This window comes from Streptomyces sp. NPDC057702, from assembly GCF_042799315.1.
Classification (GTDB): Bacteria; Actinomycetota; Actinomycetes; order Streptomycetales; family Streptomycetaceae; genus Streptomyces.
Map to the genome: position 1 here is coordinate 1 of NZ_JBHVJC010000052.1, position 21,868 is coordinate 21,868.

At 74.1% G+C, this 21,868-nt stretch carries 19 protein-coding genes and 1 CRISPR repeat array; of the genes, 2 read left to right on the forward strand and 17 right to left on the reverse strand.

The annotated features are described in order from the left end of the window. Window positions 1-162: 162 nt before the first annotated feature. From ACFVFR_RS29335 to ggt, 11 genes are all read right to left on the reverse strand, one after another. The gene (locus tag ACFVFR_RS29335; RefSeq protein WP_383707167.1) at window positions 163-1,365 is read right to left on the reverse strand and encodes a sulfite oxidase; all 1,203 of its coding nucleotides are present in this window, start codon (window positions 1,363-1,365) and stop codon (window positions 163-165) included. 252 nt (window positions 1,366-1,617) lie between these two features. Continuing rightward, window positions 1,618-2,564: a CRISPR direct-repeat array (repeat unit 28 nt; unit sequence GGTCCATCCCCGCGTGCGCGGGGAGCAG). A 350-nt stretch (window positions 2,565-2,914) separates the two neighbouring features. Beyond that, window positions 2,915-3,193: a hypothetical protein gene (locus tag ACFVFR_RS29340; protein WP_383707169.1), complete on the reverse strand. Its 279-nt coding sequence runs from the start codon at window positions 3,191-3,193 to the stop codon at window positions 2,915-2,917. Then, window positions 3,190-3,552 (reverse strand): hypothetical protein, encoded by a 363-nt coding sequence (locus ACFVFR_RS29345; protein WP_383707171.1) that lies wholly within the window; start codon window positions 3,550-3,552, stop codon window positions 3,190-3,192. Before ACFVFR_RS29345 ends, ACFVFR_RS29340 begins: the two co-directional genes overlap by 4 nt. A gap of 217 nt (window positions 3,553-3,769) precedes the next feature. Then, entirely contained in the window at window positions 3,770-4,183 is a 414-nt protein-coding gene (locus tag ACFVFR_RS29350; protein WP_383707173.1) for a hypothetical protein, read from the reverse strand. 118 nt (window positions 4,184-4,301) lie between these two features. Then, a complete protein-coding gene (locus ACFVFR_RS29355) occupies window positions 4,302-5,528 on the reverse strand; it encodes a multiprotein-bridging factor 1 family protein (protein WP_383707175.1) in 1,227 nt (408 codons plus the stop codon). Window positions 5,529-5,661: 133 nt separating this feature from the next. Further along, the gene (locus tag ACFVFR_RS29360) at window positions 5,662-6,678 is read right to left on the reverse strand and encodes a TIGR03842 family LLM class F420-dependent oxidoreductase (protein ID WP_383707177.1); all 1,017 of its coding nucleotides are present in this window, start codon (window positions 6,676-6,678) and stop codon (window positions 5,662-5,664) included. 67 nt (window positions 6,679-6,745) lie between these two features. After that, window positions 6,746-8,155 carry a dihydropyrimidinase gene (gene hydA / locus ACFVFR_RS29365; RefSeq protein ID WP_383707179.1) on the reverse strand — a complete coding sequence of 470 codons (1,410 nt, stop codon included), beginning with the start codon at window positions 8,153-8,155 and terminating at the stop codon, window positions 6,746-6,748. Continuing rightward, entirely contained in the window at window positions 8,152-9,534 is a 1,383-nt protein-coding gene (locus ACFVFR_RS29370) for an aspartate aminotransferase family protein (RefSeq protein WP_383707181.1), read from the reverse strand. Before ACFVFR_RS29370 ends, hydA begins: the two co-directional genes overlap by 4 nt. Continuing rightward, window positions 9,531-10,373, reverse strand: coding sequence for a nitrilase-related carbon-nitrogen hydrolase (locus tag ACFVFR_RS29375; RefSeq protein ID WP_383707183.1), 843 nt, complete (start codon window positions 10,371-10,373; stop codon window positions 9,531-9,533). Before ACFVFR_RS29375 ends, ACFVFR_RS29370 begins: the two co-directional genes overlap by 4 nt. A 144-nt stretch (window positions 10,374-10,517) precedes the next feature. Beyond that, window positions 10,518-10,652 (reverse strand): hypothetical protein, encoded by a 135-nt coding sequence (locus ACFVFR_RS29380; protein WP_383707185.1) that lies wholly within the window; start codon window positions 10,650-10,652, stop codon window positions 10,518-10,520. A gap of 780 nt (window positions 10,653-11,432) precedes the next feature. After that, on the reverse strand, window positions 11,433-13,424 hold the full coding sequence (ggt, locus tag ACFVFR_RS29385; protein ID WP_383707187.1) for a gamma-glutamyltransferase: 1,992 nt from the start codon (window positions 13,422-13,424) through the stop codon (window positions 11,433-11,435). Between the two features lie 259 nt (window positions 13,425-13,683). Here ggt and ACFVFR_RS29390 point away from each other — a divergent pair, with 259 nt between their 5' ends. Beyond that, on the forward strand, window positions 13,684-14,493 hold the full coding sequence (locus ACFVFR_RS29390) for a hypothetical protein (protein ID WP_383707190.1): 810 nt from the start codon (window positions 13,684-13,686) through the stop codon (window positions 14,491-14,493). A 23-nt stretch (window positions 14,494-14,516) separates the two neighbouring features. On the opposite strand, the gene ACFVFR_RS29395 is transcribed toward ACFVFR_RS29390, so the two are convergent. From ACFVFR_RS29395 to ACFVFR_RS29415, 5 genes are all read right to left on the reverse strand, one after another. Continuing rightward, window positions 14,517-15,410, reverse strand: a complete 894-nt coding sequence (locus tag ACFVFR_RS29395; RefSeq protein ID WP_383707192.1) for an amino acid ABC transporter permease — start codon at window positions 15,408-15,410, stop codon at window positions 14,517-14,519. Then, on the reverse strand, window positions 15,407-16,051 hold the full coding sequence (locus ACFVFR_RS29400) for an amino acid ABC transporter permease (RefSeq protein ID WP_383707194.1): 645 nt from the start codon (window positions 16,049-16,051) through the stop codon (window positions 15,407-15,409). Before ACFVFR_RS29400 ends, ACFVFR_RS29395 begins: the two co-directional genes overlap by 4 nt. Before the next feature lie 13 nt (window positions 16,052-16,064). Next, window positions 16,065-17,018, reverse strand: a complete 954-nt coding sequence (locus tag ACFVFR_RS29405; RefSeq protein ID WP_383707196.1) for a glutamate ABC transporter substrate-binding protein — start codon at window positions 17,016-17,018, stop codon at window positions 16,065-16,067. Between the two features lie 16 nt (window positions 17,019-17,034). Further along, complete coding sequence (locus ACFVFR_RS29410) at window positions 17,035-17,778, reverse strand: amino acid ABC transporter ATP-binding protein (protein ID WP_383707198.1); 744 nt, start codon at window positions 17,776-17,778, stop codon at window positions 17,035-17,037. Window positions 17,779-18,068: 290 nt separating this feature from the next. Then, complete coding sequence (locus ACFVFR_RS29415) at window positions 18,069-18,506, reverse strand: DUF6278 family protein (protein ID WP_383707200.1); 438 nt, start codon at window positions 18,504-18,506, stop codon at window positions 18,069-18,071. 199 nt (window positions 18,507-18,705) lie between these two features. Here ACFVFR_RS29415 and ACFVFR_RS29420 point away from each other — a divergent pair, with 199 nt between their 5' ends. Next, window positions 18,706-20,955: a GDSL-type esterase/lipase family protein gene (locus tag ACFVFR_RS29420; protein WP_383707202.1), complete on the forward strand. Its 2,250-nt coding sequence runs from the start codon at window positions 18,706-18,708 to the stop codon at window positions 20,953-20,955. 115 nt (window positions 20,956-21,070) lie between these two features. Here the strand turns inward: ACFVFR_RS29420 and ACFVFR_RS29425 are convergent, their stop codons facing one another. After that, window positions 21,071-21,850, reverse strand: a complete 780-nt coding sequence (locus tag ACFVFR_RS29425; protein WP_383707203.1) for an exodeoxyribonuclease III — start codon at window positions 21,848-21,850, stop codon at window positions 21,071-21,073. Window positions 21,851-21,868 lie beyond the last annotated feature (18 nt).

Sequence of the window (21,868 nt, forward strand, 5' to 3'; positions counted from 1 at the left end):
GGTGTATATGTGGGTGGTGGGGGCCCGGCTGGTCGGCGAGCCGAACGGGTGGGCTCGGCGTGTCGGGTGCGCGGTCGGCGCGGTGGTCGGGCGCCCGACCGGTGGGGGTCGGGCGCCCGGTGGGCCGCCGGGGCACGGGGCGGGCGGGTGTGTTCGAGAGGGTCAGGCGACGGTGACCGGCAGGCGGACCACCGCGTCGAACAGGTAGCCCTGCGTGTTGGGCGCGGTGCGCTCGGGCTGGGTGTGGCCCGCCGCGTCGGTGGCCCTGGCCAGCAGCGTGGCCGGGCCGGTGGTGTGCGGGCGCCACGGCGTCGACCAGCGCACCCAGCCGCCCCGGCGCGGCGGGTCCTGGAGATGGGCCCGCCGCCAGCGCCCGCCGCCGTCGGTGCTCACCTCCACACCGACCACCGGCGCGTGACCGGACCAGGAGCGGCCGGTGACGTGGTGGGTGCGGCGCGCGGTGAGGGTGGCGCCGTGGTCGAGTTCGAAGGTGGACTTGATGGTCTGTCGGGTCAGCGGGGCGCTGCCCTGCGGCGGGTGGCCGGGGCCGAACAGCCGGTAGTAGTCGGTGTTCCACGGCGAGTGCAGCGGCCGGGCGGCGACCTCGATGTCGCCCAGCCACTTGACGGACGCTATGCCGATCCAGGACGGCACGACCACGCGCACCGGGAAGCCGTGGTCCGGCGGCAGCGGCTCGCCGTTCATCTCGTACGCCAGGATCACGTCGTCCAGCGCCTTGGCGATCGGCAGCGGGCGGCGTACGCGGCCCAGGTTCGCACCGCCGGTGACGTACTCCGCGTCCAGCCCGCGCGGCATGACGTCCACGGCGTTCCCGCCGAGCCCCGCCCGGCGCAGCACGTCGGCCAGCCGCACCCCGCGCCAGCGGGCCACGCCGATGGCGCCCAGCGTCCAGGCGGTGCCCGCGACGCTCTCCTGCTGCTGGGTGGTGAAGTAGCTCCGCCCGTTGCCCGCGCACTCGATGGCCACATCACGCGTGACGGCCGGCAGCGCGCGCAGGTCGGCCAGACTGAACCGGGCGGGCCCACCCCGCAGCCCGTCCCCCCACACACTCAGGTGCCAGGTACGCGCGTCCAGCAGCGGGGTGGCGGTGTGGTTACGGACGAAGAACCGGTCGTTCGGCGTGTGGAAACCGGTGCCACGCAAGGCGGATGGCCGGGTCTCGGCGTTGGTACCACGCGGCGTGAACCACTCGGGCGGCAACGACTTGACGATGCCCCCGGACGCCTCGGCGGCGAGCCGCGACGGGGCGGCGAGGGCCGGGGTGGCAACGCCGGCCACCTGGGCGGCGACAGGCGCGGCGGCGAGCAGCTTGAGCACGGTACGACGAGCGGAAGCGGAGGTCATCGCGGAACACCTCGAAAGGGGGGGCGCGCGGCAGCGCGGGGCGGGACGGGGAGAGGGCGGCGCGCGGGGCGCGGCGGGGGAAGCGAGGCAGGCGTCAGCGACAACAACAACAGAGGCGCGGCACAGAGCGCGCGGTGTCAGCCATGCGGGTCATCTTAGACACGGGGCCCGTGCCAGGTCTGCGCTTCGCGTGTGGGTTTGAGGGCAACGGGGCGGGGCGCGGAGCGCCCCGCCCGGCCGGTGGGTTTTCGGAGGGCCATCCCCGCGTGCGCGGGGAGCAGGCGCCGCGGTCGATCGCGGCGTGTGTGGAGGCGGGTCCATCCCCGCGTGCGCGGGGAGCAGCGGCAAGCTCGCGCAGATCAAGCAGTTCACGCGGGGTCCATCCCCGCGTGCGCGGGGAGCAGACACGAATGCAATCACTGGCTTCCAGCGCCGGGGGTCCATCCCCGCGTGCGCGGGGAGCAGGGTGGGCGCCACGTTCAACTCGGTGGCGATGTTGGGTCCATCCCCGCGTGCGCGGGGAGCAGGTCTCCATCGACTCCGCGTTGTCGGAGAGCAGGGGTCCATCCCCGCGTGCGCGGGGAGCAGACTCGGGGTCGGGGAAGAACCGCCCTCGGAAGGGGTCCATCCCCGCGTGCGCGGGGAGCAGACCGCCGCCCCGGCCCCCTCGAAACCCGCCCCGGGTCCATCCCCGCGTGCGCGGGGAGCAGGGGGGTGATGTCGAGGAACTGTGTCACGCCGTAGGTCCATCCCCGCGTGCGCGGGGAGCAGGTCACCTTCACCGGGGAGTACCCGACCGCGGTGGGTCCATCCCCGCGTGCGCGGGGAGCAGCTGGTAGATCCCGCTTTGGGTCTCCTCAGCGATGGGTCCATCCCCGCGTGCGCGGGGAGCAGGGGCTCAGCGCGGCCAGCGGGCCGGGCCGGCGGGGTCCATCCCCGCGTGCGCGGGGAGCAGAGCTGAGCTGGTTCTGCACTTCGTCAGGGAGCGGGTCCATCCCCGCGTGCGCGGGGAGCAGCTGCCGACATGAGTGAACGCGATACCCAGGCAGGGTCCATCCCCGCGTGCGCGGGGAGCAGTACGCGGCGGTGGCCGGCGGCGTAGCGGTCGCGGGTCCATCCCCGCGTGCGCGGGGAGCAGCCTGGCCGCCATCAAGGCCACCGCCAAGGGCGGGGTCCATCCCCGCGTGCGCGGGGAGCAGAGTAATTGACCTGCGGGTTTATCCGGCGGGGGGCCGGTTTTTTGCAACTTTCGCTGATCGCGACCTATCGCGCAAGTCTGGCAAGTTGCCCACAGAGTCTCTTTCTGACGTGTCGAGTGTTGGAGTCGCCCGCGCTGGCTCCAGCCACGGACGCTGACCCTACCTGGGGTTGAACGTAAGGGCGGAGTCGCGAAGGTCCTTGCCTCGCGGGCTGGCGGAACGGGCGGGTGGGGACGCCTTGCGAGGCGTTGGGCGTCATCCAGGGGGACGGTCCCGGACGGGGGGACGCGCCAACTTTTGCTCGCCGAGGGTGGGTTGGAGGCCGGCGCCGGCGCCGGCCCGCGACGGCCTCACGGTGCTTCGGGGCCGATGTCCTGGGCCGGGGTGATGCGCCAGTGGACCGTGGTGGTGGCGGCGTAGCGCACGTGGCGGCCGTCGGGGTGGTCGCGGGCGGCGTGGGCGGTGCACCAGCGTTGGGCCTGGTGGTGCTGGCCGGTGATCGACGCGTCGGGGTTGGGGGTTGGAGAGTGCTGTCCGCAGGTGACGCACGTGGCGCGCACGACGTACGACGCGGCTTGCGGGTCGGGGGCCAGGCGCATCTCGACGTAGCGGTGCCTACCGCGACTCACCGCTCCTCCTCGTCGATGACCATGTGACGAGCGCAGGCGCGGTGGGCGGTCAGTCGTCGCGGGTAACGGTCGGCGGCGGTGAGTCGGCCGTGGGCGGTCACCGCGTGCGCGCGGGGAACGGTGTCCCAGCAGATGCGGCACTGGAGCGCGAGGGCGGTGGGTCCGTGGACGGCGGTGGCGGCCGGCGCCAGCACCTCGGCCAAGCGGTCGGCGTCGGTGACGTAGCGCCCCGTCCAGTGCGGCGGCACGCGCCAGTGGATGCCCGGGCCGGCCTGCCGGTCGGCGGGTGGTACGCCGACGTAGGCCAGACCGGCCGGTGGCGTGGGCAACACCGCGACGTGGGGCGGAGTCGGTCCCACTGCCACCACGGGGCGTGCGGCACTCCACCTGGCGGGACGAGCCAGATCGCGGTACGCGCGCGGGGGTCGACGATCGCGGCGGCGGGCACCCCCAGCCCGTCCAGGACCGCGAGCGCCCGGTCCGCGACATCCACCGACGTGCGCACGGCGTCCCAGTACCGACCGGTCGGCAGCAGCACGGTCCCCGCCACGGGCGGCGGCGCCCAGTCGAGAGCCGTCACCGCGACCACCCCGGCCGCTGGGTCGCGATGGCGTAGGCCAAGTCGTCGGCGTGGGTGAGGAGTCGGTCACGGGTCGGCGGAACGCGCCACCAGACCAGGTGGGCGCGGGCCATGCCGGGCACGAAGATGAACGATCCGTCGTCGCCTGAGAGCGTGACCTCACTCCGCTCACGCAGGTGTTGAACAGCCGGCGCCTTCGGCTCGATCAGCCAGCTGACTCGCCGGTCCAGATCCTCCTGGACTACCGCCCCACTGGAGTCCCCTAGGGAGGCCAGGACGGGCTCGCCGAGATGGAGTGGCAACGTGAGCGTGTGCCAGCCGAGGGCGCCGACACGCACCCAGGCCATGCCGCCGCCAGGCGGCACCCAGTCGTAAGGCGAGGGCGTGGTGAATTCGGCTTCGGTCGGCATGGGGCGGCCTCCGGATGTCATCGACGACACAACGATGACCGACCGTATGCGGGTCGTGACTGAGCGAGAGGTATGTTCTGTACCCCCTTGCGGAGGGGTACAGAACGTACCCGCCGTGTCACGCGGCCGGCAGTAGCCCCAGCTTCAGTCGAAGGGATCGCGCTTCTTCCCGGATCAGAGCCGGCCCCGTCTCGGCGAGGTCGGTCACCGCGGACCGGGTGAACGCGTTGAAGCGCGCGGTCTCCGGCGACTCGTGATACGCCCGCTTGAGCATGTGAACAGTGGCGACCGGTTCCCGCTGGAGACTGTAGGCGCGGGCCGTCTCGATCATGTGGAACGACCGACGCGTCGCGGACGGTACGGGCCCCAGGTCCACTGCCTCCGCCGCCCGAACCGCCTCACGCCCGTGCGGCAGGTCGGCGTAGAGGGTGATCGCGTACGCGTCCACCATGCCCCGGCCGAAGATGAGGTACGGGTGCGCGTAGCCGTCGCCGAGGCGCTTCGCCGCCTCGCCAGCCCGATCCCAGTGCCGTTCGGCGTCGCCGCGCCTCCCGAGCTTCGCGTAGGAGAGGGCCACCGCGAGCTGAAGCAGTCCTTTACGCGCCACGTCCTCGGGGTCGGTGCCCCCTCGCAGGAGGCCGGCGGCTTGCATCGCGAGATCGACGCGGGCCTCGTGCCGATCGCCGGTACCCCGGAACGTGTGCCCCATGTACCAGGCCGCGCTGGCCATGGCGCGCGGGCTGTCGGCGTCCTGGGCGACGGTCATCGCCCGGTCGCTGGCCAACATCACCAGCTCCGGGGCCGGTTGGAAGGCGAGGAAGAGCTGGGCCAGGTGCAGGGCCTCGGTCAGCGCGACGAGCACGCGGCGGCGGTCCGTACCGTCGTAGGCGCGTGCCGCCTTCTGAAGGTCGGTCAACAAGGCCGGCAGGATCTCGGCGACGGCCGTCCGGTGCTCGCCGGCGGCGTGCCAGGTGGCCCAGGCTCGACGCACCCTGGCGCGCAGGACGCTCACGGCTTCGGGTTCGGTGGTAGGGGCGAGGTGGTACCGGGTCAGCGCCGCCCTGACCAGGGGCAGCGAGCGGTGAGCGCCCTTGGTGTAGGAGGAGGTGGCCAGGCGTTCGTCACCGGTCAGGTCCGCCATCTCGACGTCGAGCACGTCGGCGAGGCGGAGCAGGAGAGGAAGGCGGGGAATGCCGAGCCGGCCGGTCTCGATGGCCTTGACCCACTCCGGGCTGCGGCCGACCAGTCCGCCGACGACCGGGCGGGTGCGCCCCGTGTTCTCGCGCGCTTCACGGACACGCTGTCCGAACGTCTGGGGCGGCGGGGTGTCGCTGTGTTCGGGCATCCTGGACTCCGTTCTGACATCGACACCCAGAACGGTACTCCCGGGACCGGCCGGCACCGACCGGCCAGCCTCCCTCAACGCCCGCCGGCGCACACCGTGTTGACCACCGGTAAGGCCCGCGCCGGGCGGTCGCTCACCGGGTCGCGAGGCCCGGGATGACCTCCTGGCCGTAGCCGTCGATGAGTCGCTCGCGCGCGTCGTGCATGGCGTAGACCGCGAACTGGTCCACACCCAGCTCACGCAGGGCGGCCAGCCTGGCGATGTGGGCGCGCGGCGGGCCCAGCAGGCAGAAGCGGTCCACGATCTCGTCGGGGACGAACTCCGTGTCGGGGTTGTCGGGGCGGCCGTGGTGGGCGTAGTCGTAACCCGCGCGCCGGGCGATGTAGCCGGTGAGTTCCTCGGGGATCTGGTCGGAGTGTTCGCCGTAGCGTGTGACGAGGTCGGCGACGTGGTTGCCGACCATGCCGCCGAACCACCGGCACTGCTCCCTGGCGTGGGCCAGCGCCTGCGGGGTGTCCTCGCACAGGTAGGCGGGCGCGGCGACGCAGATCCGTACGTCGGCCGGGTCGCGGCCGGCGTCCGCCGCCGCCTGGCGCACCGCCGTGACCATCCACTCCGTCAGCAGCGGGTCGGCCAGTTGCAGGATGAACCCGTCGGCCTTCTGCCCGACCAGGGCCAGCGCTCTGGGCCCGTACGCCGCCATCCACACCGGCAGCCGTCCCCCGCGTACCCACGGCAGGCGCACCGTGGCGCCGTCCACCACCGCCTCGCGGCCCTCGGCCAGATCGCGCAGGGCGTCGATGCAGGTGCCGAGGGTGGCCAGGCTGTAGGGGCGGCGGCCGGCGACGCGCAGGGCCGAGTCGCCTCGGCCGATGCCGCACACGGTGCGGTTGCCGTACATCTCGTTGAGCGTGGCGAAGGTGGAGGCCGTCACCTCCCAGGCGCGGGTGCCCGGGTTGGTCACCATGGGGCCCACGACGAGCCGTTCGGTGTGTTCGAGGATCTGGCTGTGGATGACGAACGGCTCCTGCCACAGCACGGCGGAGTCGAACGTCCAGCCGTAGCGGAAGCCGTTGCGTTCGGCGCGCCGCATCAGGGCGACGGTCCGCGCGGCGGGTGGGTCGAGTTGCAAGACGAGGCCGAAGTCCACGATGGCCCTCCTGGTGGGACGGGGGTGGGGCGGCCCCGCGCCCCGGTGCGCGGGGCCCGGGGCTGTGCTAGCGCGCGTACGTGCCGATGCCACGCGGTACGTAGCGGCCGTGGCCCGCGCGGCCGGTGAAGGTGCGCCGGTCGATGACGACCTCGCCGCGCGAGAGGACGGTCTCGGCCTGGCCGGTGACCCGCTGGCCCTCGTACGCCGAGTAGTCCACGTTCATGTGGTGGGTGCGGGCGGAGAGCACCTGGCTGGCGTACGGGTCGTAGATGACCAGGTCCGCGTCGGAGCCGGGGGCGATGGTGCCCTTGCGGGGGTAGAGGCCGAACACGCGGGCCGGACTCGCGCAGGCGATGTCGATCCAGCGCCGGCGCGAGATGTGGCCGTCGATCACGGCCTGGTGCAGCAGGTCCATGCGGTTCTCCACGCCGGGCAGTCCGTTGGGGATCTTCGAGAAGTCGCCCCGGCCCAGTTCCTTCTGGCCGGTGAAGCAGAACGGGCAGTGGTCGGTGGAGACGACCTGGAGGTCGTCGGTGCGCAGGCCCCGCCACAGCGCCGCCTGGTGCTCGCGGGGCCGTAGCGGCGTGCTGCACACGTACTTGGCGCCCTCGAAGCCCGGCTCGGCCAGGTTGTCGGTGGACAGGAACAGGTACTGCGGGCAGGTCTCGCCGAAGACCGGCAGCCCCTCGTCCCGGGCCCGGGTCAGTTCGGCGAGCGCCTCGGCCGCCGAGACGTGCACCACGTACAGCGGGCACTCGGCGACGCGGGCCAGCGCGATGGCCCGGTGGGTGGCCTCGGCCTCCAGCAGGGCCCGGCGGACCTCCCCGTGGTGGCGCGGGTCGGTGCGGCCGGCGGCCAGCGCCTGCTCGACCAGGACGTCGATGGCCGGGCCGTTCTCGGCGTGCGTCATGATCAGCCCGCCGTTGCCGGCGGCGCGCCGCATGGCGCGCAGGATCTGGCCGTCGTCGCTGTAGAACACGCCGGGGTAGGCCATGAACAGCTTGAACGAGGTGACGCCCTCGGCGACCAGGAGGTCCAGCTCCGCCAGGGACTGCTCGGTGACGTCGGAGACGATCATGTGGAAGGCGTAGTCGACGGCGCAGTCGCCCTCTGCCTTGGCGTGCCAGGCGTCCAGGCCCTCGCGCAGCGTGTGGCCCCGGGCCTGGACGGCGAAGTCGACCAGGGTGGTCGTGCCGCCCCAGGCCGCCGCGCTGGTGCCGGAGGCGAAGGTGTCGCTGGAGAACGTGCCGCCGAAGGGGAACTCCAGGTGTGTGTGGACGTCCACGCCGCCCGGGATGACGTACCTGTCCCGCGCGTCCAGGACGCGCCCGGCGCTCCAACTCGCCGCGTACGCGCTGTCCGAGGCGGCGACGGCGACCACCCGGCCGTCCTCGACCAGCACGTCGGCGTACGTCTCCTCGGCCGCCGTCAGGACCAGGCCGCCCCGGATGACGGTCCGGGTGTCGCGGCTCATCGTCGGCCTCCGGTCGGGTCGGGTGGGCCGTCGGGGGCGCCGACCAGGGAGGCCGCCGCGCGCAGCGCCGCCGCCAGGATCGCCGCGCCCTCCTCGGCCTCGGCGACGGTCAGGGTCAGCGGCGGCGCGATCCGCAGCACGCTGCCCAGGTGACCACCGCCCCTGCCGACCAGCAACCCGCCCTCGCGCGCGGCCTCCAGGACGGCGGCGGCGGCCCGTGGGTGGGGCGCGCCGTCCTCGGGGTGGGCCAGCTCGACGCCGATCATCAGGCCGCGTCCGCGCACCTCGCGCACCAGGTCCACGTCGGCCGCGGCGGCCCGTAGCCGTTCGATGAGCAGGCCGCCGACGTGGCGGGCGTTGGCCTGGAGGTCGTGGGCCAGGAGGTAGTCGAGGTTGGCGAGGGCGGCGGCCATGGTGACCGGGCTGCCGCCGAAGGTGGAGAGGGAGTTGGCGTCCAGGCAGTTCATGATCTCGGCGCGGGCCACGACGCCGCCCACGGACATGCCGTTGCCGATGCCCTTGGCGAAGGTGAGCAGGTCGGGCGGGCCGTTGGCGGCGTGTGCCTGCCAGCCCCAGAAGTGGTCGCCGGTCCGGCCCCAGCCGGTCTGCACCTCGTCGCTGATCCACAGGATGCCGTGCTGGTCGAGCACCTCGCGGAAGGCGGCGTACAGCCCGTCGGGCGGCGAGGTGAAGCCGCCCACGCCCTGGACGGGTTCGGCGATCAGCGCCGCGACCGTGCCGTGCACCTGGCCCAGCAGGTCCCTCAGGTCCGCCACGCACGCCTGGATGAAGTGCTCGTCGCTCAGCGCGGCGAACGGGCCCCGGGTGCGTACCCCGCCGTGCGTGAACAGGGTGTGCAGCGGGGAGGCGCCGGTGGGTGACCAGGCGCGGTTGCCGGTGACGCCGACGGAGGAGAAGGACCGGCCGTGGTAGCCGTTGCGCATGGCCAGCACCTGCTGGGAGCCGCGCGCCACGGTCGCCAGCAGCAGGGCCGTGTCATTGGCCTCGGTGCCCGAGGTGGTGAGGAAGACCCGGGCGTCGGGGATGCCGGACAGCCGGGCGACGCGCTCGGCCAGCTCCACCATGGGCCGGCTCAGGTAGAGCGTGGAGGTGTGCGCGATGCGGGCGACCTGTTCGCTGACGGCCCGGGTCACCTCGGGCAGCGCGTGCGCGGTCATGGTGGTGAGGATGCCGCCGAAGAAGTCCAGGTAACGCCGCCCCTCGGCGTCCCAGACGTGCCGGCCCGTGCCGTGGGTGAGCTCGATGGGCCGCTCGTAGTTGAGCGCGAGCCAGGCGGGCAGCACCGCCCGGTGCCGGGCCAGGAGGGCCGTGTGGGTGCCGGGCGGGCGGGCGCCCGGGGCCCCGACGTACCCGCTCACGGGCGCACCAGTCCCGCGTACGCGTCCGGGCGGCGGTCCCGGTAGAACGCCCACTGCTGGCGCACCTCGTCGATGAGGTCGAAGTCCAGGTCGCGTACGAGGAGTTCCTCCGCCGTGTCGCTGGCGGGCGCGCCGACCAGCTGGCCGCGCGGGTCGGCGAAGTAGGAGGTGCCGTAGAAGTCGTCGTCGCCGTACTCCTCGACACCGACGCGGTTGATGGCGGCGACGAAGTACGCGTTGGCGACGGCGGCGGCGGGCTGTTCGAGCCGCCACAGGTGGGCGGAGAGGCCGCGCGCGGTGGCGGAGGGGTTGTAGACGAGCTGCGCCCCGGCCAGTCCCAGTTCCCGCCAGCCCTCGGGGAAGTGCCGGTCGTAGCAGATGGTGACGCCGACCCGGCCGACGGCGGTGTCGAAGACGGGCCAGCCCAGGTTGCCCGGCCTGAAGTAGTACTTCTCCCAGAAGCCGCTGAGCTGCGGGATGTGGTGCTTGCGGTACTTGCCGAGATACTTGCCGTCGGCGTCGATGACGGCGGCGGTGTTGTAGTAGACGCCGGGTTGCTCGATCTCGAAGACGGGCACCACCATCACCAGGCCGGCCTGTCGGGCGAGTTCCCGCATCCGGCTGACGGTCGGCCCCTCGGGCACGGGCTCCGCCCACCGGTAGTGCTCGGGCTCCTGTACCTGGCAGAAGTACGGGGCGTTGAACACCTCCTGGAAGCCGATCACCCGGGCGCCTCGGGCGGCAGCCGTCCGCGCGTGCTCCTCGTGCTTGGCGATCATCGATTCGGTGTCGCCCGTCCAGGTCGCCTGAACCAGCGCGGCACGTACAACAGTGGCCATGAGCTGCTCCCTCGTCGAGCCGTCAGCCAACCGCGAGCCAGTGCTCCACACGCGTAGATCGCGTGAGGATGCGACCGTAAGGCTCGTCACGGACGGTGGCAAGGCCATCGGCGGTGAGCGACGAAGTCGATCACATTACGGGTCTCATCGGGTGATGTCGGGGATGCTCCTGGCGCCGGCTGTCCGCAGGGCGTGCACGGTGTCGCGGTGGTGCCGCGCGGAGACCGTACGGGCGGCCTCCAGCAGCGGCGGCACCAGCGCGCCGGCGCCCTCGCCCACCAGCCGGGCCGCCTCCGCGCTGCCCCGGGCGCGGACGAGCGCGGCCAGCAGCGCGACCGCCAGCGGGTGGCGGCCGGCGCGTGCGCCAGCTCGACCACCTCCGTGACGGGCCGCGCGATGCCCTGGCGCGGTAGCGACCGACAGTCCCGGTCGCGGCCGGCCGCCTCCAGCGCGTCCACGGCGGCGGCGAGGCGAGGCAGCGGCAGGGAGGCGACCTCCCACAGCGGCGTCGTCACCTCCGCGCCGAGCCCCTCCCGTTCCAACGCCGCCACCAGCGGCGGGAGCCGGCGCGCCGGCCAGCCGGCGCTCTCGCACACAACGGCGTGCGCCTCGCCGCCGCGCCTGGCCTCCCGGAGCCCGGCGATCCGCGTCACGGCCCCGGCCACCGCGCGCCGCTCGGCCAGCGGATCAGCGCCCGGGTCCGCGAGCGGGTCGACCAGCGGATCGGCGGGCGGCGGGGGATGCGGGCCGGCGCCTTCGGGGCCGGGGGTGGGTACGGGGGCGGACGTCGGCGCGGGCATGGGGGTGAGCGCGGGCGCGGGGGCGGTCACGGGGTGGGCCGGGGTGGCGACGGGCGGGGTGGGTACGTCGGCGGGGCCGCGCGGTGCGCCGGTGACGGGAACGCCGGGCGCGCCGGGCCGCGCGGGGCGAGGCGGTCGCCCGCCCCCGGCCGACGCGGCCGTCACGCCACGGCCCCTGGCCTGGGGCGACCACGTCGTACGGCGCTCGCGCGGGGCGCCGGCGCGGGTGGCCGGCGCCCCGCGCGTACGGGGCCGGAGGTCAGCTCCCGGTGGGCGGCGCTCCGTGCGGGAAGACCACCTGGGCCGAGCCGCCACCGCGCCGGGTCGTCTCGGCGGCGGCCAACCAGCGCCCGTCGGGCAGCCGTTGGACGCCGGTGGCGGCACCGATCTCCCGGTTCTGGGTGAACCGGTGCCCCAGGGCTTCGAGCTGGGCGCGTACGGGGCTGTTCCACAGGCCCGGTTCGAGGTCGGTGGCCACGGTGTTGCGCTGGCTGGCGCGTGGCGCGGCGATGGCGTCCACCAGCGGCAGGCCCCGGTCGAGGTGGTTGAGCAGGGTCTGCAACACCGTGGTGATGATGGTGGCGCCGCCGGGCGAGCCGAGCGCGACCAGCGGACGGCCGTCGTCGAAGACGATGGTCGGCGCCATCGAGGAGCGCGGGCGCTTGCCGGGGCCGGGCAGGTTGGGGTCGTGCACCCCGGGGGTGATGGGCGCGAAGGAGAAGTCCGTCAGCTCGTTGTTGAGCAGGAACCCGCGACCGGGGACCGTGATGCCGCTGCCGCCGGTCTGCTCAATGGTCAGGTTGTAGGCGACGACGTTGCCCCACCGGTCGGCGACCGTCAGGTGGGTGGTGTCGCGCCCCTCGTACGGGGTGGGGCTGGCGGTGCCCGAGGTGTCGCAGGACCGGGGGTGGCGCGGGTCGCCGGCCGGCAGCGGGCTGGTGAGCGCCTTGTCGTCGCTGATCAGGCAGGCCCGCGCGGCGGCGAAGCGCTCGCTGAGCAACTGCCGGGTGGGAACGTCCTCGAACCTCGGGTCGCCCACCCAGCGGCCCCGGTCGGCGAAGGCGACCCGGCTGGCCTCGATGTAGCGGTGCAGGAAGTCGGCCTGACTCGACCGGGGGCCCTGGCCGGCGTCACGGTCCGGGCTCGCGCCCCGGTCCGGGGTGCCGCGCTCCAGGCTCTCCAGGATGTTCAGCGCCTGGCCGACGGTGGTGCCGCCCGAGGAGGACGGCGCCATGCCGTACAGGTCAAGGCCCCGGTAGCGGGAGTGGCTGGGAGCCTGTGCGCGCGGGGTGTACCCGCGCAGGTCGGCCAGGGTCAGGTCACCGGGGCGCACCGTGCGGTGGGCGGTCTCGGCGACCGGGGGCCGGCGCACCGTGCGGACGATGTCGCGGCCGATCTCGCCACGGTAGAGGGCGTCGACGCCGTGTCGGGCCAGCACGTCGTAGGTGTCGGCCAGGTCGGGGTTGGTCAGCGTGCTGCCGACCACGGGCGGCTTCCCGCCGGGTAGGAACAGGTCGGCGCTGGCCGGGAAGTCGGCGAAGCGCGCGGCGTTGTCGGCGGTCTGCGAGCGGAACGTCTCGTCCACCGTGAACCCCTCGCGGGCCAGCCGCTGGGCGGGCCGCAGCACCTGCGCCAGCGACTTGGTGCCCCACCGGTCGAGCGCGGAGTCCCAGGTGGCGGCGGTGCCGGGGGTGCCGACGCCGAGCCCGCTGGTGATCGCGTCCTCGAACGGGATCGGCTTGCCGTTCTCCAGGAACAGGTCACTGCCGGCGCTGCGGGGCGCGGTCTCGCGGCCGTCGATGGTGGAGACCCGGTTCCGCTGGGCGTCGTAGTACACGAAGTACCCGCCGCCGCCCACGCCCGCCGAGTACGGCTCGGTGACGCCCAGGGCCGCGGCGGTGGCGACCGCCGCGTCCACGGCGTTGCCGCCGCGTCGCAGCACCTCGATGCCGGCGGCCGAGGCGTCCTGGTCGACGCTGGAGACGGCGCCGCCGTAGCCGACGGCCACCGGGCTCTTGGCGGGCTGCCCCGACGTCGGGTGGCCCGGGGCCGCCCCGTCGGCGGCCCGGCCCGGCGCGGGCGACCCGTCGGCGGTGGCCGGTACCGAGGCCAGCGTGGTGAGCAGCGCCGCCGTCGCGGCCACGGCCGCCCAGCGGCGGGCGCGGGCGCCGCCTCGGGCGCGGCCGGCACCTGGCGGCGGGAGTCCCGGCGCGAGAGCGGCCGAGCGAAGCGACGCGACAGGGCGGACCATCCTGACCTCCAAGCGGAAAGCGGGCGGCAGCGGCCGGAGCCTACTCGCGCACACGAGCGGAGGACAGTACGCGGCCGGTACGGGTGTTCCCCGTTCACCCGCGCGACGCGCCCACCGGCCCGTGGAACCCCTCGCTCCGGGCCGGCCCCACCGACCGGAGCGGCATAAGCCACCTACCGGAGCAAGTCACCCCGGTTTTCGGTCGCGAACTCCGAGACGACTCGAACACGCAGCCGAACGGGGGCTACGATGCGCGGCCATGACGGAGACCACACCGACATGGCACCCCGCCGGTCTGGCCCTGGGAGGCGGTGGCGCGGAGTCCGACCTGATCGCCACGGGCGCCGTCCTGGTCGTGGGCCTGACGCTGGGTTGGCTGGCGCACGCGGCGGCCGGCCGACGGCGGATCGGCCGCGAACGCGCCTTCTTCGGACTGCCGAAGGGGGCGGAGTGCGTGCTGGTCACCCACCGGGACACCACGGCCGCCAGCCAGTGGAGCATCCCCCGACACGACGCGCTGGCGCTGCTCGGCCTCGCCTCGGTGGTGGAGAACTGCGGGGCGCACGCGGAGGTCGCCCCGCACGACACCGGGCTCCAGGGGGTCGGCGCGCGGACCGAGTTCTGCGTCGGCGATCCGATATCGCACCGCCGACTGGCCGCCCACCTGGCCAACCTGCTGCCCGGCGTCAGCGTCCACCCGGGCGGGGAGGACGGCGCGGACCGGGCCACGTTCACCATCGGCGGCACGGCCTACCGGATGGAGCCGGGAGCGGTGGAGTACGTCCTGCTGGCCCGGCTGACGGCGGGCGGCGGCGATCGGCCGGTCTTCCTCGCGGCGGGGCAGCGCCCGGTCGCCCACCGGGCCGCCGTGCGCCACCTGGTCCGGCACCGGGCCACGCTCGCGCGGGGGCCCGGGCGCGGCTTCGACGGCTCCTTCTGCGTCCTGCTCAAGGTCGTCAACTCACAGGCGTACGGCCCGGACATGGTGGAGCTGGTGGCCGACGTCACGAAGGCGGCGCTTTCGCCCGGCGGGTCCACGGGGCACCGGGCGACGCGGGGCGAGGCGTAGCCGTCCGGCCGACGCCGGCGCGTTCAGCGCTGCCCGCCGCCCGCGCCACCGCCCGCGCCCGGGCCGCCGGCGCCCGGGAGCAGGGTGCCCGGCTCCGGCTCGGCGATCTCCGTGGTCCCGACCTTCGGGTTGCGGCGCTGCCGCCGGGCGACCCAGTTGGCCAGCCAGGACAGCAGCATGCACATGCCGATGTAGATCGGCGAGATGATCAACACGACGGGGATGAACGGCAGGTCGTAGTCGAGGTTGCCGGCGATGAGCTTGCCGGCGTGCAGGAACTCCTCGTAGGTGATCAGGAAGCCGAGCGAGGTGTCCTTGAGGGCCACCACGAGCTGGCTGATGATCGCCGGCAGCATGGCCCGCACCCCCTGCGGCACCAGGACGTACGTCATGACCTGCGTCTTGCGCATGCCCAGCGAGTACGCGGCCTCGCGCTGGCCGCGTTCGACGGAGTGCACACCGGTGCGGAAGACCTCGGCCAGCACCGAGCCGTTGTACAGCGTCAGGCCGGTGACCAGCGCGGGCAGCGGCTGGACCTTGAGCGCCACGAAGACGAAGAAGATCATCACCAGGACGGGCATGGCCCGGAAGAACTCCACCAGGAGCGTGGCCAGCCAGCGCACGGGGCGGTGGTCGGACAGCCGGCCGGCGGCGAGCACCGCGCCCAGCGCGAGCGAGAGGACGGCGGCGTACGCGAACGCCTTCAGGGTGTTGCCCAGGCCCCGTAGCAGCAGTTCCTGGATGCCCTGGTACTGGAACGGCCGCCACTTCTGGGCCTCGAACTGGCCCGTGTCGTAGAGCAGGTAGCCGAACCAGGCCAGCAGCGCCAGGATCACCACGGTGGAGACCACGCCGTAGATCCGGTGCCGGCGGCGGGTGCGTGGGCCCGGGACGTCGTAGAGGGCGGTGTGGGTCATCGCGGCACTCCCCAGCGCGCTTCCAGCACGTTGAACAGCGCGCTGATGGTCAGGGTCACGATCAGATAGCCGGCGGCGATCCAGACGAAGGACCAGATGATGCTGTAGCCCAGTTCGTTGAGCGTCTTGTAGGTGCCCAGGAGTTCGGTGACGCTGAACGACCCGGCGATGGCGGAGTTCTTGGCCAGCGCGATCAGCGTGGAGCCGATCGGCGGGATCACCGCGCGGAACGCCTGCGGCATCACCACGGCGCCCAGCGTCTGCGCGAAGGTCATGCCCAGGCTGCGCGCCGCCTCGCCCTGCCCCACCGGCACGGTGTTGATGCCCGAGCGCACCGCCTCGCAGATGAACGCCGAGGTGTAGCAGCCGAGCGCGAGCACGGCGAAGGTGGTGAAGGGCAGCACCAGTCCGAAGCGCGGCAGGCCCAGCAACACGGCGAAGAACAGCAGGGTCAGCGGGGTGTTGCGCAACACCGTCACCCACACGGTGCCGAAGACCCGCAGCGAGCCGACCGGCGCGACCCGGAAGGAGGCCATCAGGATGCCCAGGCCCAGGGCCAGCAGCGAGGCGTACCCGGTGAGTTCCACCGTGCCGAGCAGGCCCTTGCCGTAGAGGGAGAAGTTCTCGGTCAACACGTCCATGGCGCCGCCTTTCTCAGCCCGCCGGGTAGCGGTCGACGGGCGGCGGCTTCGGGGCGGGCACGCCGGAGAGGCCGAGCGTCGCGTCGTACGCCTTCTTCCAGTCGCCGTTTCGCTGGTGCGCGACGATGGCGTCGTCGAGCGCGAGACGGAGCGCGTTGTCGCTCTTGGGTACGCCGATGCCGTACGGCTCCTTGGAGAACGGCCGCCCGGCGAGCTTGAGTTCGTCGGGCGCCTTCGCGGCGTAGCCCATCAGGATCGTGTCGTCGGTGGTGACCGCGTCCACCTGGTAGGTCAGCAGGTTGTCGACGCAGATCGAGTACGCGTCGTAGGAGACCGGGTCGGCCTTGGGGTAGTCGGCCTCGATGCGTTGCAGGGGCGTCGAGCCGGCCGCCGAGCACACCTTCTTGCCGGCCAGGTCGTCCGGGCCGTGGATGTCGTCCTCGTCGTCGCGCACCAGCAGTGACTGTCCGGCCTGGTAGTAGGGGCCGGCGAAGCCGACCTGGCGCTTGCGGAGGGCGTTGATGGTGTAGGTGCCGACGTAGTAGTCGATCTGGCCGTTCTGGAGCGCGGTCTCACGGTTGGCGGAGGCGACGGTACGGAAGCTGACGCGGCCCGGGTCGAAGCCGAGCGAGGCGGCCATCATCTTGGCGATCTCGATGTCGAACCCGCTGTAGCGGCCGGTGGCCGGGTCCTTCTCACCCATGTACGGCTGGTCCTCCTTGGCGCCGACCACCAGGCGCCCGCGCCGCTTGGCCCCCCGCCAGGTCGCCGAGTTGGTCAGCTCGACGTCCTGGGCGACGCGGTAGCGGGGCAGCGCCTCGGGGCGCGGCCCCTTCGCCGGCGGGCTGCCCTCCTTGCCGCAGGCGGCCGTGGCCAGGGCGAGCGCGGCCAGCACGGTCGCGGCCAGCGCGCGCCGACGACGGGTCACGCGGGGGGCCGGTCCCCGGCCCGGGGGAAGCTTGCGCATGTCGGTGCCCGCCCGCTCAGTGCTTGAGGATCTTGGAGAGGAAGTCCCTGGCGCGTTCGCTGCGCGGCGCGTTGAAGAACTCCTCGGGCGGGCGGTCCTCCACGATCGCGCCGTCGGCCATGAACACCACCCGGTTCGCGGCCGAGCGCGCGAAGCCCATCTCGTGGGTGACGACCACCATCGTCATCCCCTCCTGGGCCAGCTGTCGCATCACCTCCAGGACCTCGTTGATCATCTCCGGGTCGAGGGCGGACGTCGGCTCGTCGAAGAGCATCGCCTGCGGGTCCATCGCCAGCGCTCGCGCGATGGCCACGCGTTGTTGCTGGCCACCGGAGAGCTGGGCCGGGTACTTGTCGGCGTGCTCGACCAGGCCCACCCGCTCCAGCAGCTCGCGCGAACGCGCGTCGGCCCGCTCCCGCCCGCGCCCGCGCACCTTGATCTGCGCCAGCGACACGTTGGCCAGCACGGTCTTGTGCGCGAAGAGGTTGAACGACTGGAAGACCATGCCGACCTCGGCCCGGAGCTGGGCCAGCGCCTTCCCCTCGGCCGGCAGCGGCGTGCCGCTGAGGGTGATGGTGCCGGACTCGATGCTCTCCAGCCGGTTGATCGTGCGGCACAGCGTCGACTTGCCGGACCCGGAGGGGCCGATGACGACCACGACCTCCCCGCGCCCCACGGTCAGGTCGATGTCCCGCAGCACATGCAGCTTCCCGTAGTACTTGTTGACGTCGCGCAGTTCGATCAGAGGATCGACGGCCATATGCAGCCCTACCCACTCTCAGGCGTGTCGCAGTCAAAGCAACCTATACACGCGCATAGGGGGCTTTGCGGATGACACGCATCATGTGGGCCATTGATGCTCCCTCACGAGGCGTGTTGCGGGCACGCCACCCGCAGTGGGGTTGAGGGCGCGGCGGAGTTGAGAGCGCGCCGGCGACCCGCGCCTCCCGTGGAACGCGGAGCGCGCGCCGGGCGGGGGGGGGCGCCCTCGGCTCGCGACGTCGGCGGAGGCGGTGGCAGGGCGGTACGGGGGAGCGCGAGCGGCCGTCGTCAGCCCTCGTCGACCTCGGCGTAGAGCTGGGAGAGCTCGGGCGCGCCGTCCTCGGCCCAGGTCAGGCCGGCCGCGGCCACGTCGATCTCCCGGCCGCTGTCGAGCACGACCAGCGGGGTGCCGTCCGAGGCCAGGCCCCACCGCGCGCCCGAGACGGTGCGCACGATGACCGTGCCCAGGTAGAGGCCCGCGTCGTTGCCGAGCCAGGGCAGCTCCTCCGGGTCGTCCCGCCAGCGCGGCTGCAACTGGTCGAGCGCTTCGAGGGAGGCCGGGGTGTCGTCCAGCGCGACGTTCTCCGACTCGGCACGGGCCCGCAGCAGTTCACATTCCGCGAGCAGTTCGGCCAACCCTTCCTGGGCCGGCCCGGAGGGCGGCGGTTCCGCTTCGCTCGCCGCGCCGTGCCGCTTGCGCCAGGGGCCCAGGAAAGAGATGTTCATAGCACTCAGCGTCGCACTCACCCGGGGGTACGCACCACAGGCGCGCGGCGGCGCGCCACGCTCGGCCACCGGGACCCTCACGCTCCCCCGACCCCTGGCCCACCCCGGGCGACGCGGAGCCCGCCACTCCGTGGGGCCGGCCACCGTCCCCCGCACCGCGCGGCCGGTGGCCGCCCGTCGACGACGAGAGGGGACGCGTGTGTGCGGTACCCGACTCCCGGGCGGACGGCCGCCCGAGCCCGGGCACGGCCGGGGCGCCCGCGCCGGGCGCCGCTCCCCCGCCGCCGCGCTGGCGGGCGCGATGGCGCTGGCCCTGGTACTGGCCCTGGCCCCGCCTCGCGCCACCGCCCGCGCCGAACCCGCCCCGCCCCACGCCGGCCCACCTCCCGCCGCCCTCACGTACGCCACCGCTGCGCACGGCGCCCCGGCGCACGCCGCCACCCACGCCACCCCTCCGCAGGCCGCCGCCCGGCCTCCCGCCGGCCCGGCCCCCACCGTCCTCGCGCACCCCGCCCCGCTCCCCCGCACCCGCCCGTACGCGGCCCCCGCGCACGCCGACCATCCCCCCGGCGGTCCGGCCCCCGGCACCGACGCGTGGGGCGGGACGGCCGCCGCCCGGCCGTACGCCCTCGCGACCACCTCGCGGCCCACCCGGCCCGCCCGGGCGGCCCGCGCCACCACCGCCCCGGCCTCGGGCCTGGGCCGCCCGGCCGGCCGGGGGGAGGCCCCCGCGCCCCTGGAGCGGCTCTTCGACAACGTGGGCGTCAGCGACGACGCCCGGCCCGGCGCGGCCGACCTGGACGGCGCGGGGCACTCCCTGTCGGCCCGGGACCTGGCGGCGGCCGGCTGGTCGCCCGGAGCGGTGTTGACCCTGGACGCGACCCGGCTGACCTGGCCGCGTTCGGTGCCCGGCAGCCCCGACAACGTACGGGCCGACGGCCAGACCGTGGCGCTGACCGGGCGCGGCGACGCCCTCACCTTCCTGGTCACCGGCAGCACCCCGGGCAGCGCCGGCCCGGGCGCCGGTGGCGTCGGAACGGTGCGCTACCGCGACGGCTCGCACCAGAGATACGACCTCACCGCGCCCGACTGGCGCGGCGGGTCGCTCGCCACCAGGGCGCTCGCCCTGCCCCACCTCAACTCGCCCACCGGACAGCGGGCGGAACCAGCCCTGCTGTACGCCGTGAGCGTGCCGCTCACGCCGGGCGAGGAGGTCGCCGCCGTCATCCTGCCCACCGACCCGGGCCCTGGCGCCGACCTGCACGTCTTCGCCCTCGCGGTGCGTCAGACGGCCACCGAGTGGAGCGGCACCTGGGCGGCCAGCACCTCCGGACTGCCGCCGGTGCGCCCCGGCGAGGAACCGGGTGGCGGGTGGCGGAACCGCACGCTGCGCCTGGTGGTGCACACCAGCCTCGGCGGCCCACGGGCCAGGATCAGGCTGGCCAACACCTTCGCCGCGACCCCGGTGGACGTCGCGCACGCCAGCCTCGCGGTGCGCGAGGCCGGGGCCACGGCGGCGGCCGAACCCGTGCCGCTGACGTTCGACGGCCGGCCCGAGGCGCGGATCGCGGCCGGCGCCCAGGTGTTCAGCGACCCGGTGGACCTCGCCGTGCCGCCGGAGGCCGACCTGCTGGTGAGCCTGCACCTGCCCGGCGCCGTCACCGCCGCCCCGGTGCACGCGCAGGCCAACCAGCGCTCCTACCTCAGCCCCGCCGACAGCGGCGACCACACGGGCGACCGCGTCGGCCCGGCCTTCACCGCCTCCCTCACCACCTGGCCCTACCTGACCGGCGTGGACGTCGCGGGCGGGCCGGGCTCGGTGGTGGCGCTCGGCGACTCGATCACCGACGGGGAGAGATCGACGCCCGGGGCCAACCGGCGCTGGCCCGACGTGCTGGCCCGCCGCCTGCTCGGCCGGCCGACCGGGCCGCGCTACGGGGTGCTCGGTCACGGCATCGCCGCCAACCGCGTCGTCACCGACCGCTATCCCGGCGACGGCGTGAGCGCCGACGTGGGCGGGGTCAGCGCCCAGCACCGGTTGGAGCGCGACGTGCTCGCCCAGACCGGCGTGCGCGCCGTGATCGTCTTCGAGGGCGTCAACGACGTGCGCTCGGGCACCACGACCGACGCCGTCACCGCCGGGCTGCGCGCCATCGCCGACCGGGCCCACGGGCGGGGGCTGCGGGTGCTCGCCGCGACCCTGGCCCCCTGCGAGGGGTTCGCCGACTGCACGCCGGCGGTGGACGCGCGACGCGAGGCGGTCAACGCCTTCGTCCGCCGCCACCGTGGCACCTTCGACGCCGTCCTGGACTTCGACGCCGTCCTGCGCGACCCGGACCGACCGCGCCGCCTGCTCCCCGGCTACGACAGCGGCGACCACCTGCACCCGAACGAGGCGGGCCTACGCGCCCTCGGCGACTCCGTCGACCTGCGCCTGCTGTCCCCGTGAGAACACGGCGCCGGCCACGGAGACGACGCGCCACGGGCGGGTCACGGCCGGGGGCGCCTCCGGGCGCGGGGCGCCCCCGGACACACGCCGGGGCCGGCCGGTAGTGCGCCCGGGCTCAGACCTCCAGGTCCACCACGACCGGGGCGTGGTCGGAGGCGCCCTTGCCCTTGCGCTCCTCACGGTCCACGTACGCGTCGCCGACCGCCTTCGCGAACGGCGCGTTGCCGTACACCAGGTCGATGCGCATGCCCTTGTTCTTCGGGAAGCCGAGCTGACGGTAGTCCCAGTACGTGTAGGGGCGGTCGTACTTCAGCGGGCGGGGCACCACGTCGGACAGCCCCGTCTCGCGCAGCGCGGCCAGCGCGGCGCGCTCGGCGGGCGTGACGTGCGTGGCGCCCTCGAAGGGAGCAATGTCCCACACGTCCTCGTCGGTGGGGGCCACGTTGAAGTCCCCGAGCACGGCGAAGGGGCGGGGCCCCGCCGCGTCCTCGGCGACCGCCGCGCGCAGCGACTCGAACCAGCGCAGCTTGTACGCGTAGTGGTCGTGGTCGACTTCGCGGCCGTTGGGCACGTACACCGACCAGACGCGGACCGGGCCACAGGTCGCCGAGACCGCGCGGGGCTCCTGGGCCCCCTCGTACTCCGGGCCGCCGGGCAGCCCGGTGACGACGTCGCTCAGGCCGACGCGGGAGAGCAACGCCACCCCGTTCCACCGGCCCGTGGCGTTGACCGCCGCCTCGTACCCCAGCTCCCGCAGCTCGTCGAAGGGGAACTGCTCAAGGGAGCACTTGGTCTCCTGCACGCACAGCACGTCCGTGCCGGAGCTCTCCAACCAGGCCAGCAGTCGCGGCAGGCGGGCGGTGATCGAGTTGACGTTCCAGGTCGCGATGCGCATGGCCGCCAACCTACCGCC

What these genes read in the sequence shown, in the direction of transcription:
- ACFVFR_RS29425 (WP_383707203.1), bottom strand. Translation starts at nt 21,850, where the DNA reads ATGCGCATCGCGACCTGGAACGTCAACTCGATCACCGCCCGCCTGCCG.
- ACFVFR_RS29410 (WP_383707198.1), bottom strand. Translation starts at nt 17,778, where the DNA reads ATGGCCGTCGATCCTCTGATCGAACTGCGCGACGTCAACAAGTACTAC.
- ACFVFR_RS29375 (WP_383707183.1), bottom strand. Translation starts at nt 10,373, where the DNA reads ATGGCCACTGTTGTACGTGCCGCGCTGGTTCAGGCGACCTGGACGGGC.
- ACFVFR_RS29355 (WP_383707175.1), bottom strand. Translation starts at nt 5,528, where the DNA reads ATGCCCGAACACAGCGACACCCCGCCGCCCCAGACGTTCGGACAGCGT.
- ACFVFR_RS29350 (WP_383707173.1), bottom strand. Translation starts at nt 4,183, where the DNA reads ATGCCGACCGAAGCCGAATTCACCACGCCCTCGCCTTACGACTGGGTG.
- hydA (WP_383707179.1), bottom strand. Translation starts at nt 8,155, where the DNA reads ATGAGCCGCGACACCCGGACCGTCATCCGGGGCGGCCTGGTCCTGACG.
- ACFVFR_RS29415 (WP_383707200.1), bottom strand. Translation starts at nt 18,506, where the DNA reads ATGAACATCTCTTTCCTGGGCCCCTGGCGCAAGCGGCACGGCGCGGCG.
- ACFVFR_RS29405 (WP_383707196.1), bottom strand. Translation starts at nt 17,018, where the DNA reads ATGCGCAAGCTTCCCCCGGGCCGGGGACCGGCCCCCCGCGTGACCCGT.
- ACFVFR_RS29335 (WP_383707167.1), bottom strand. Translation starts at nt 1,365, where the DNA reads ATGACCTCCGCTTCCGCTCGTCGTACCGTGCTCAAGCTGCTCGCCGCC.
- ACFVFR_RS29400 (WP_383707194.1), bottom strand. Translation starts at nt 16,051, where the DNA reads ATGGACGTGTTGACCGAGAACTTCTCCCTCTACGGCAAGGGCCTGCTC.
- ACFVFR_RS29395 (WP_383707192.1), bottom strand. Translation starts at nt 15,410, where the DNA reads ATGACCCACACCGCCCTCTACGACGTCCCGGGCCCACGCACCCGCCGC.
- ggt (WP_383707187.1), bottom strand. Translation starts at nt 13,424, where the DNA reads ATGGTCCGCCCTGTCGCGTCGCTTCGCTCGGCCGCTCTCGCGCCGGGA.
- ACFVFR_RS29390 (WP_383707190.1), top strand. Translation starts at nt 13,684, where the DNA reads ATGACGGAGACCACACCGACATGGCACCCCGCCGGTCTGGCCCTGGGA.